Genomic DNA, 12,005 nt, shown 5'->3' on the forward strand with positions numbered 1-12,005 from the left:
CTCCCGAAGCAAATGTCAAGGCCGAGCCACTAAGTCCAAGGTTTCTTAAAAATTTTCTTCTTTCCATGATTTATACCGTTACAGTTTTTCCAGGAATCGCATGTGGATAGAACCCATCAGCATCAGGGACCAACTTAGGAGTTGCATCCCAAGCTAAGGTATCTGGGAAAAGATTGATTTCGGAGTTAATAGCTTCATCCATGGTTATTACTTTCCCAGAATATGTAGCGTATCTTCCTAAAATCGATGTCATGGTACTCCTAGCTCCATTTTCAGCATCAGCGAATTTGTACTCTCCATTTACAAGTGCAGCCCAAAGTTCATTATGCTCTTGCTGATAAGGATTAACATTATTTTCTCGATCATGCTCATAAAGTTTTTTACCGGTATAATCTGTTAAGACCCCATGGTTTCCTGCACTTAAATAAGCTGTTCCTTTTGTTCCTTGGAATGTTTCATCAACACGATTCGCAGCACCAGGGAAGTGGCGACATTCACTGTGAATCACCGTTCCATCTTCATAAGTAAATTGAACGGTGTGATGATCGAAAATTTCACCAAATTCTTTTCCTGTTCTTACCATTCTTCCTCCAGTACCTTCTGCTTTAATAGGATATCCTTTCTTCACCCAATTTGCAACATCAATATTATGCACGTGTTGTTCTGTGATATGATCTCCACAAAGCCAATTAAAATAATACCAGTTCCTCATCTGATATTCCATCTCAGTTTGCTCAGGTTTACGTGGTCTTACCCAAACGCCTCCGTCATTCCAATAAACTTGACCCCCTATAATATCACCAATTTCTCCAGCATGAATTTTTGCAATAGTTTTTCTATAATTATCCTGATAGTGACGCTGTAAACCTACTACCACATTCAGTTTTTTTGCTTTCGCCTCTTCAGCAGCTTTCAAAACTTTACGTATCCCTACCGCATCCGTCGCCACAGGTTTTTCCATGAAAATCTGTTTTCCTTGTTTTACCGCTTCAGTAAAATGATCAGGTCTGAAACCTGGAGGTGTGGCCAGGATAACAACATCAGCTTCGGCTATAGCATTTTTGTAAGCATCGAATCCAACAAACTTTCTATCTTCTGGAACATCAACTTTTTCAGCTCCATATTTATCTAAAATTGGCTTTAAACTTCCATCCAATCTATCTCTAAAGGCATCAGCCATAGCAACCAGTTTAATTGGATGTCCTGTTTCCATTGCTTGGAATACAGCTCCTGTTCCTCTACCTCCACAACCGATTAACGCAAGTTTTAGATGGGTTTCAGGAGCAGCATATGCACCGGGAATTACGAAAGAATTAGCAGCAAGTACCCCACCAGTAGCTAGCGCAGATGTTTTAATAAAATCTCTCCTTGTGTTTTTCATAGTTTTGTCATTTTAGGGTTAATAGTCCGCAATTGGTGCTGCGGTATAGTAAGCATTAATTTCTTCTGGACTTGGAGGATTAAGTGGACGAACTAATCTTAAACCTATAAAAGGAGCCTCTGGAAACCACCATTGGCTTTTTGGTATTTGAGGATCCAATTGTTTCCATTTGGGATCATTGAAAAATCTTTTTGCCGAACTAATCTCTTCAGCTGGAGTTTTGAAACTTCCGCCTCTGACAGTTCTTGGATATAAAGATTCTGCGGGATTTAATGGGTTATTCGCAGGGGAGTTTTTATAAAATTCTGGATCATACTGATCTGCTGTCCACTCCAAGACATTGCCATAAATATCATAAAGGCCCCATGGGTTAGGCTTCTTTTTCGCCACCATTTGGGTCATCCCATCACTATTTTCTGCTGTCCAGGCGTACACATCTAAATTAGCAGAATCGTCTCCAAAAAAATACTTCGTATTTGTTCCTGCTCTTGCTGCATATTCCCATTCAGCTTCTGTTGGGAGTCTATAAAAAAATCCGGTTTTCAGATAAAGCCAATGGCAAAATTGAATAGCTCCATATTGAGTCATTCCAATGGCAGGTTTATGTTCTTTACCCATTCCAAAAGTCATATCCAGATATGGTAAACTAGGCCGAGTTAATCCATCAACAATTTCTCCTATGGGCTCTTCAGAAATCGCTAATTCATAATTTTTATCTAAAAACAATTCGAAAGCATCCCATGTGACTTCATGTGTCCCCATCCAAAATGGATCTACTTTAACTTTATGAACAGGTTTTTCGTCAGAATTTAGACTTGAAGATGACCCCATTTCAAAAGTACCTCCCTCAATAGGAGTCATATCGAAGGTGACCGGAGTTCCAGGAATTTTTTGACTATATGCCTCAAACAATGGCTTTTCAATTATATAAAACGCCAAAAGACCGATTAGTATCACCGGGACAACTACTCTTTTCATTATAATAGGACTGGAATAAAATTAGAAAGTAAATTAATCAGTAATTTTTTAAAAACACTTAATCTTTTGACGAAAGGAAAGAATAGGATAAAACCCCACTGTCTTTTACCAAAAAAAGCAATTTGTTATCGATAATCTTACTATTTCTGATATCTCCTTTTACTGATATTCCGGAAGTCACTTTGGTTTGATAGGTAAAATCGCCCTTGCCATTACCTAAAAATACCATGACGTGATTAGCATCATATTTTCCGTACCTAAGTTTTGTTTGGTTCATATTACCTGCCAAAATCAAATCTTTATAGCCATCTGAATTTAAATCCTGATATATACTGGTAAAGACCGGAGAGAACTGTGCTTGAAGTGGCAAATCTTTCTCCTCATATTTACCAGTTGGACTTCCGACAAATAGAGTTGTCTTGAGTCGGTTTATATAAATTTTCTTAGAGCCTTCTCTTTCTTCTGGCGTAAAAATATCATCTGTCTTTACAGAAGCGAAAGATTTAAAATCTAAATATCTTTTTTTAAGGAAATTAACTTGCCCCAATAACTCGTCTCGACTAACTGTTGGATATCTATTAGAACCTATGAAAGAACTCAATATGGCATCAATGGATCCATTGCCATCAAAGTCTTTAAAAAGTAACTCTGCTGGTTTTTCATCCGATACCCTCAATTGAGAATTCAACCCTAAATTTCCTGCTAAAATATCTAGACTTCCATCCCCGTTAAAATCATCTATGGATAAATTATTCCAAAAACCAACTTCCATTTGATCAAAGTAATCGGAAGTCACATCTTTTAATTTCCCCTCTAAATTGCCAAATACTTGGATTGCCATAGCTTCCCCAACTACAACCAATTCTCCATTACCATCTCCATTCAAATCTGCAACTTCAGCGTCAGTTACCATTCCTAAATTCTTTAATTCAGGTGCTAAAGTTTCTGTTTGGTCTGAAAATTTTCCATTCCCGTCATTTATCAAAACTCTCGACCCTGGAGACAAAGGATATTGACCGGGAATTATGCGCCCTCCTACGAATAAATCGAGGGCTTCATCTCCATTTAAATCAATGGTTACAACAACTCCAGTAGAAAAATTTTCAGCAGGCAATGCATTTACCGCAAAAGAAAACTTTCCTTTTCCATCATTGAGGTACAATCTATCTCTTAGCCTTGAATCATTTTCCTGGAAGTCATAAACACCTCCACTACTTACGTAAAGATCAAAATAACCATCTCCATTTGCATCGAAAGAGATGGCGTCGGAATCTTCGGAGGTACTTGCTTCTTGGAATGCTGTTGAGTCGACTTTTGAGAAATTTCCAGTCGAGTTCTGGAAATAGATCCTCCCACTAATACCCACGCCTCCTCCGATAAATAAATCTTTTTCTCCATCTCCATTAAAATCTTGGGCTACAAAAGCCTTTCCGTTTCCTGAAATGGAATTGGTCAAAAGAGGTTGTCTTTTAAAATCATTAATGGTTTTTCCTTCAGGAATTGATATTTCTAAGGAAGCATTAAATAACTGGGAAGGTGAGGAATTACCAAAAGCAGAATTTTTGCCTGCGTCAGATTGATTTAATTCCAAGAATTGATTAGTAGGAATATCCGTTTCTATGGTCAAAGTTCCATCTGGCCAGGTCACTATCAAGGAATCAATTTTGGATGCTTTACCTAGCCCAAAATGCAAAATTGGCGAAACGGAAGACTGAAATCCTCTATGGATATTTTGCTCTAAAAATTGAGTTATGCCTTGATTATAAAGCTTGACAGATGCACCAAGGGCAAGGGTGTTTTTATCATTTCCAATCAATCTTACTTTAAGATAATTAGTTTGGTCTTTTTCTATGCTTTGGTTTTGATATAGAAAGGCTTTTGAATTGATGTTATTGATGACCAAATCCAAATCTCCATCATTGTCAAGGTCTGAGTATGCAACTCCATTACTATTGGCTGGCTGGCTTAATCCCCAATCTTTTGTGACATTTTCAAAGGTCAGATTATTATTATTTCTATAGATATAATTTGTCAAATTCGAAGAAGGCATGTTTTTCACCATGTTTAATAGATCCTCCCTTTTCAATTTACCTCCTGATGTCTGAACGTAATTATCCATGTATTTGAGGAAATCCATATTGTTATAATCTCTCAAATACCCATTACTGACGAACAAATCCTTCCAACCGTCATTATCAAAATCTGCAAACAAAGATGCCCAGCTCCAATCGGTATTTGAAATACCGGCAACTTGGCCAATTTCATAAAATGTCCCATCTCCATTATTGACATGAAGCATATTTCTCATGTATTGATGATGAAAGCCTTTTTTGACATTTAAGTCAAATATTTCATAATTATCAGGAGCCAAAAGCAATTTTTGTCTTGTATTATCTTCCGGCATCATATCCAAAGTCATGATATCTACCAATCCATCATTGTTGATATCAGCTATATCATTTCCCATGGAAAAATTAGAAACATGATCAATCATTTCCAGAATTTGATCTTTAAAAGTACCGTCCTTTTGATTTATATAAAGGTAGTCTGGAATCGTATAATCATTCCCGATATAAATATCCGGCCAGCCGTCTCCATTAATATCAGAAATAGCCAAGCCTAAACCATAAGACAAACTTGAACTGGAAATCCCAGCCTTTTGAGTTATTTCAATAAACTTACCATTCGTATTTTCAAAGAGTTGTGGACCCGCTTCATGTTTTTCTTTGAGAGCAGACTTAGTCACAGCCACATCCAGTATTTGTGTTGATTTAGTATTATGATTTAGTAGGAAAAGATCAACATCTCCATCATTGTCAAAGTCAAAAAAGCTTGCAGATGTACTCGGGGAACCTGAAGCGATTCCATATTCATCTGCCATTTCTTTAAATAAAGGGATACCATTTTCATCATTCCCCTGATTGACAAACAATTGATTTTTTCGCTTTTCAGGAATCAGATTTCCTGAATAACACAAATAAATATCAAGTTTATTATCTCCATTTATATCGACAAAAGTTACTCCAGTCTTCCATGGACCAGATCTTCCCACTGTTTCTGATATTTTCGATACTTCTTGAAAACGAAAAGATCCTTGATTCAAATAAAGCTGATTGCCGGAAACGTTAGCCGAAAAATAAATATCCTCAAATCCATCTCCATTTAAATCCCCTACTGCAACACCTCCACCATTATAGAGGTATTCGTACATCAGTACATTTAAGTTGAGGGATTCGTTTAGTGTGTTTTGAAAATTAACACCTGAGAAATTAGGGTCTATAAGCTTAAAGAGTGGTGGAGTTGTTGGTTCTTGGACTTTTTCAACTTCTGGTTTATTCGAACAAGAAAAAAAAATAGAGAGGGCTACTAAGGTAATACTGGGTACTAATTTTTTCATAACGGTATTAAAAATCCAAGCCACCCAAATTGAGTGGCTTGGAAATTTAAGAAACTTATTCGAATCCAGGGTTCTGAATCAGATTAGTGTTTCTGTTTAATTCATCCCTTAGAATCGGGATATAATACATCTTGTCTAGCCAAGTTCGATTTTCCTTACCTGGATCGATGTCCACGACTTTATAAACATAATTATAAAGTTCAGGATCATATCTGTAAACAGATACACTTGCACCTGGCTTCAAAGTACCTGTAATACTAATTGTATTAGCTTTTCTTCCAAGAGTTATATTTGCTATCATCCAACGACGAGCATCATGATATCTCTGCTCTTCATAAGCCATTTCAATACGTCTTTCGTTTCGGTAATCTTCTACTAATTCAAATCCACTTGAAGTCAATGCAGGCTGTCCCACTCTAAATCTGATTTGGTTTAACCATGCTCTAGCCTCATCTTCTTGACCAAGCTCAAGAGAAGCTTCCACATAATTCAAAACAGCTTCAGTATATCTTAAGATAGGCCATGGAACTTCTTGCCAAGTATTCTGGTCGACAATAGATGGATCCGGATCAACGAATTTTCTTATATAATATCCAGTATAGCTACCATTCCAATCCTCAATAGAACTATTTCTAGTATCTAAACCAAAGTGAGTTACTTTAGCTCCGGAGGCATCAGTTACCTCATAGGTACCAGTTTGAATTTGTCCTAATGGATCTTTTGGTTGATTTGCAGAAGATCTTGGCTTCCATTGAGCTCCATCGTATAGAATAGAAGCATAAAAACGAGCATCACGATTTTCGTATGGATTTGCTGCATGCTCAGGGTTATTCCAGTCAAACAGAGTACCATCCATCATTTCATAATCATCCACCAATAACTGTACCGGGCTATTTCCTGCCCAGTTATTATACCCATTTGGGCCATTGAACAATCCTTGACGTCCGCCATTCTCTAATTTAGCATTGATGAAATATCTTGCCATAATCAATTCATTCTCACCACCATTTCTTGAAAGTGAATTATTGATATAATTTTGAATGCCTTGTTCATGAGAAACTGGCTCAGAAAGTCCATATAGGTTTCCAGATGCTTTATCGAGAACTGCTTTAGCAGCGGCCTGAGCACGTTGCCATCTTTGAGTTCTATCACCACTAGGGTAAGCAAGTAAATCCAAATCAGAAAAACCTGCTAACAAAGAAGAATTTGCAGAAGCAGTAGGACCATCATGTAAGTCACTCGCAGCATACAACAATATTCTCGACTTCAGAGCAAGAGCTGCCAATTCAGAAGCTCTTCCTGCAGCCATGGATTTTCCAGCTAATAATGAAGCAGAATCGTCTAAGTCAGAAACGATAAAATTGATAGTTTCTTCCCAAGTATTTCTTGGCGCCTCATAGGTTTCCTCTCCTAGGCCATATGGTCTGTCGATTAAAGGAATTCCACCATAGTATCTAGCCAACTGGTGATAATAATAAGCTCTCATAAATTTTGCTTCACCAAGAAGTCTGTCAACAATTCCCCCATCATTCGGAAATTGTGGTTCAGATAATTCTTCTATAGCAATGTTAGCTCTTCTGATGTAGCTATACATATTGCCCCAAAATATAGTGTTGTTTACCCATCCATCATCTGCTGAGTTAGTTCTCGCTTCTGTAATGGTAGTAATCCCACGACCTGGGTGAGTAAAAATGGCTTCATCAGTTAGTGAAGCAAGCATTTGCTCATCAAAACCACCATTTCCAAAACCTTGGTAGATTCCAGTTACAAAAGCCTCAGCTAGTGCTGGATCACTCCACACTGCTGCCTGAGATACTTCCCCGAGGGGATCAGTATTCAGGAAATCATTATTACAGCTTAGCATGGTAAAACATGCTGTCAGCATTATTACTAAATGTTTTAAATTATTTTTCATGTTGTCAAGTTTTAGAATGAAACAGAAATACCAGTGTTGATAACTCTAGCCTGTGGATAATATTGACCAGTTGCATTACTAGATTCTGGATCATAGACTTTTAACTTATCCCAAGTCAATAAGTTTAAACCGTTTACATAAATTCTTGCATTTCTTACACCAATTTTCTCAGTAAGAGTCGCTGGAATATTATATCCAATCTCCAAGTTTTTCAATCTTAAATAATCAGTTTTTCTGAACCAATATGTATTGCCATTAGAGTAATACTGATCCGATCTGTTAGCGATTCTTGGATCGGTACTGCTAGGATTATCGATTGTCCATCTGTTTTCATAAATATCTAACAAATAGTTACCGATGTTTCCTGATTCTCCAGCACTAACATATTGTCTTGCTCCCAATGCTCCTTGGAATAAGATTGCCAAATCAAATCCTTTGAAGTTTGCCGAGAAATTCAATCCGCCCTGGAATGTTGGAATATTATTCTGGTCCATTCTCACTCTGTCATCAGGAGTAATTTTCCCATCACCATTGTAATCTTCATACTTCATATCACCTGGACGTAAAGCATTAGTAATTGCGGTATAGTCAATAGTCTCAGAATCAATATCCTGCTGATCGCGGAAAACACCAGCATATTGGTATACCAAGAATGTATTCATTGGACTACCGGTTGATTGCTGCCATTCTGGAGCTCCTGGAGACTCATCCCAGAAAAGGATACTGTTCTTAGCATATCCACCATTTACACTGACAGAATACTGGAATTCACCTTTTCCACCTCTTAATCCAAGGTTCAAGTCAAATCCTTTGTTTTCAACTTCTCCAATATTTTCTGCCGGTAAGGAAAGACCTGTACTTTGAGGAACTGAAGCATTTCTTTGCCAAAGAATGTTTGTTCTTTTGTTGTAGAACAAATCGAATTCGAAGAACACTTTACCTTGTAAAAACTGACCCTCAAAACCTAAGTTAGAGTTATTTGCAACTTCCCAAGTAACTGCCTCGTTTGGAACTCTAGTTTCAAAAAGAGTTTTAGTTTCAGCTCCACCAATAATGTATGAACTAAATCCATAAGTGGATAAGAACTGATATTCAGCAATCTGATCATTACCTAGCTGACCCCAAGAACCTCTAACCTTGAAGAAATCAAATGTTCCACCTAGTGAGTTTTTCCAGAAATTCTCTTCAGAAACTACCCAACCCAACATAATGCCTGGGAAGAAACCAAATCTGGTATCCTCAGGAAAAATGTAAGAACCGTCATATCTCCAAAGAAATTCTGCAAGATATTTTTCCTTGTAGTTATAAGCTACTCTACCAAAGTAATTCAATCTAGCGCGGTTGAATGCTCCACCACCATTGTCTTTTTGTAAATCACCTCCAGCAAACATCTGGTCAATTGCTGTTGAAATAAAGAATCTTCTGTATGCATTAAAGTTATTTCCTTCTACAGTTTCTTTGTTAACACCAGCAACCACGTTTAATGTATGATCTTCACCAAACTTCTTATCGTAATTAAATACACCCCCTAAAAGAATGTTCAACTGGTTGCTATTAGACTCTCTAAGTCTTGGTTCAGCAGGACCTCTTTTACTTGGTACCAAAACAGGAGTTACGCCATCTGGCTCAAAACCGTTACCTAATTGGTATAAAGTCCATGGAATCTCCCATCTTTTTGTAGTTTGGATATACTTATCGATAGCTGCTGTACCTGTAAATTTCAATCCTTCTATTCCAGGAATCTTAATTTCTAAATTTCCTGTGGTCTGAATGTAATCTCTCTTATCACGGTCATAACCAGTTTGGTTTGTAGTAATTACAACTGGATTTTCACCGTTTTCGATATCTGGTCCAGGTTTGCCATTTGGCCAATAAGCTGGCTGATTTGGTTTACCTCTCATCTGCATACGGAAGATAGCGCCTGCTCCTCTGGTAGGGAAGAATCTATATTCCTCTCTAGCCACAATGCCCAAGCCAACTTTCACATACTTATTGACATTCGCATCCAAGTTGATTCTGAAATCATACTGCTTGTATCCTGTTGCTGCATCTTTATAATATGCATCTTGATTTTGATAACCTAAAGAAGTCAAATACTTCACATTGTCACTACCACCAACCAATTGCAAGTTATATCTGCTTTGAGGTGACCAGTTCTTCAAGGTCGCGTCATACCAATCGGTATTTGGATAAAACCAAGGATCAGAACCATTTCTGTATAGTTCTAATTCATCAGGAGAATATGGTGCAGAACGAACCTGACCATTTGGCCTAACATATTCGCCACTTTGCTTATATGCCTCATTCGCAGCATCCCATTCTGAAGTTGGCAATGCGTAAATATCCAAGTCATTTAACATTTCTGCATATTGAGCAGCATTGGCCAAGTCAGGAACTACTGTAGGCTGGGCCCAACCTTGATTTGCTTGGAACGTTAATTCTGGAGCTCCAGAAGCACCTCTCTTTGTAGTAACCAAGATTACACCATTAGCAGCTCTGGAACCATAAATAGCAGCAGAAGCATCTTTCAATACAGAAATGCTCTCGATGTCATTTGGGTTAAGTCTTTGAAGACCACCGGCTCTGTCGGGAATACCATCGATTACAACAAGAGCCTCATTATTACCTAAGGTATTGCTACCTCTGATTCGAATGCCGGATCCATCATAACCTGGCTCACCAGATCTGTTTACCGCTACCACACCTGCCATTCGTCCGGCAAGAGAGTTTGATAAGTTCATTGCAGGAGACTTGACAAGATCTTTACCTTTTACGGTAGCCACCGAACCGGTAATAGTCTCTTTCTTTTGCTCACCATAACCTACAACAATAACCTCTTCCAAAGATTTGGTATCAGGTACTAAAGTAAGGTCAAAAGAAGTTCGTTCTCCGACAGGAACTTCAAGTGTGGTAAATCCTATAAAGGACAATACAAGTGTAGCATCTGATCCAGATACATTTACTCTAAAATTTCCATCTATGTCTGTAACTGTACCTACTGTAGTACCTTTCACTAAAACGGAAACACCAGGAAGGGGCAAATTATCCTCCCCTGAAATCACGACTCCAGACACCTCCCGGGTCTGTGCCATTACTGAGCCCATAATGCCCAGAAACATTAAAAATGTTAAGCCAAAAAGCTTAAATCGAGTAGAGTTTTTCATACACGGTTATTGGTTTGGGTTGCACTTATAAAATTAACTATTAAAGTTGTCATTAAATCTAACCAATTTCTCACTGAATATTTTTGAATTCTGACTGTATTTTATCGCATTCAATCGATTGCATGGCTATAAAAAAGAGAAAATTGTGTTTTTTTACAGAGGAATTGGATTTTCGAAATAATAGAATTTTTTCATTTTTATTGAATCAAAAATCAAATCTATTTTTTAATTCATTATTGTTAAAAAATCTTATTTATTTTTATCAAATCCTTAAAAAGTTTATTTCGAAATTATTTTTAAAAACATTTTTCAAATGTAATAGTTACAATCTGTCAACTACTTTTTTCTTAGGAATTCTTAGTGACCACATTCCCCTCAATTCTCCCATTTTATAACCTTTTGCGTTATCTTCAGGGTAAAGATTCTCTAATGCATTTAAAACCGGATCAGAAATCTGAGAACCAGGTTCACCATGGCAACTCAAACAAATACCTCCGGGAAAAATAATCGCTTTAGTGTATAAATAGACTTCTCCGTTTTCAATTTTTTGAATATTGGGTTCACTTTCTAAACCATTTTCAGCATTGTAAGCATATGCATCCAAAATGGGAGATTCTTGAGAATCTGGATAATTATTTGAGTTTCTATTTTTGGTTGAAACTCTCCGAATTAAAATGTCCTCTGAAATATTAGTTATCTGACTTGCATTTTCCTTACAAAATTCGATCGCATGAGGCATCCCGCCTTCTTCTATCGCTTTTTGTAGATTTGTGATCAAATTTTCTTGTGCAGATTTACTGATAGAATCACCCCAGATCATAGCTTCCTGAATAATTTCAACCTCAGTTAACCTCTTTATTTCCATATTCTTATTTACCTCATCAAAGACCTCTTTCGATACCCTTTCTCTTGGACCGCATGAAATAATGATAGATACCAAAAGGATATAAGTATATCTGTTTTTCATATTTATTTAAATTCTACTGTATTAAAAGTACAAATCATTAACGGATTTTATTTAATTCAACCCAAAAAGTCATAATCAACAAAAAGACATTTTTTACTTCACTTTGCTAAGAAAGGATTTAGCGTATTTTTGTTTTATAACTTGCATTAACTCTATGCGGAAGCCTTTTTTCTTTTTTATCATTTATCTCTTTTTGGGCAATT

At 37.1% G+C, this 12,005-nt stretch carries 6 protein-coding genes; all 6 read right to left on the reverse strand.

Translation table 11 applies throughout. The features are described from left to right. Positions 1-70: 70 nt before the first annotated feature. Positions 71-1,381: a Gfo/Idh/MocA family oxidoreductase gene (locus Q0L68_RS00860; RefSeq protein ID WP_296698039.1), complete on the reverse strand. Its 1,311-nt coding sequence runs from the start codon at positions 1,379-1,381 to the stop codon at positions 71-73. Between the two features lie 18 nt (positions 1,382-1,399). Next, positions 1,400-2,359, reverse strand: coding sequence for an SUMF1/EgtB/PvdO family nonheme iron enzyme (locus Q0L68_RS00865; protein WP_296698041.1), 960 nt, complete (start codon positions 2,357-2,359; stop codon positions 1,400-1,402). A gap of 58 nt (positions 2,360-2,417) precedes the next feature. Then, positions 2,418-5,756, reverse strand: coding sequence for a VCBS repeat-containing protein (locus Q0L68_RS00870; protein ID WP_296698046.1), 3,339 nt, complete (start codon positions 5,754-5,756; stop codon positions 2,418-2,420). A 55-nt stretch (positions 5,757-5,811) separates the two neighbouring features. Then, positions 5,812-7,671, reverse strand: a complete 1,860-nt coding sequence (locus Q0L68_RS00875) for a RagB/SusD family nutrient uptake outer membrane protein (protein ID WP_296698049.1) — start codon at positions 7,669-7,671, stop codon at positions 5,812-5,814. Positions 7,672-7,682: 11 nt separating this feature from the next. Then, positions 7,683-10,835, reverse strand: a complete 3,153-nt coding sequence (locus Q0L68_RS00880; RefSeq protein WP_296698051.1) for a TonB-dependent receptor — start codon at positions 10,833-10,835, stop codon at positions 7,683-7,685. A gap of 322 nt (positions 10,836-11,157) precedes the next feature. After that, positions 11,158-11,802 carry a DUF3365 domain-containing protein gene (locus Q0L68_RS00885; RefSeq protein ID WP_296698054.1) on the reverse strand — a complete coding sequence of 215 codons (645 nt, stop codon included), beginning with the start codon at positions 11,800-11,802 and terminating at the stop codon, positions 11,158-11,160. Between the last annotated feature and the right edge of the window lie 203 nt (positions 11,803-12,005).

The sequence above is a fragment of the Algoriphagus sp. genome, assembly GCF_024642405.1.
In the GTDB taxonomy this organism is placed as follows: Bacteria; Bacteroidota; Bacteroidia; order Cytophagales; family Cyclobacteriaceae; genus Algoriphagus.

Coding starts and splice junctions, on each gene's coding strand:
- Q0L68_RS00880 (WP_296698051.1), bottom strand. CDS start 10,835: ATGAAAAACTCTACTCGATTTAAGCTTTTTGGCTTAACATTTTTAATG.
- Q0L68_RS00860 (WP_296698039.1), bottom strand. CDS start 1,381: ATGAAAAACACAAGGAGAGATTTTATTAAAACATCTGCGCTAGCTACT.
- Q0L68_RS00870 (WP_296698046.1), bottom strand. CDS start 5,756: ATGAAAAAATTAGTACCCAGTATTACCTTAGTAGCCCTCTCTATTTTT.
- Q0L68_RS00865 (WP_296698041.1), bottom strand. CDS start 2,359: ATGAAAAGAGTAGTTGTCCCGGTGATACTAATCGGTCTTTTGGCGTTT.
- Q0L68_RS00885 (WP_296698054.1), bottom strand. CDS start 11,802: ATGAAAAACAGATATACTTATATCCTTTTGGTATCTATCATTATTTCA.
- Q0L68_RS00875 (WP_296698049.1), bottom strand. CDS start 7,671: ATGAAAAATAATTTAAAACATTTAGTAATAATGCTGACAGCATGTTTT.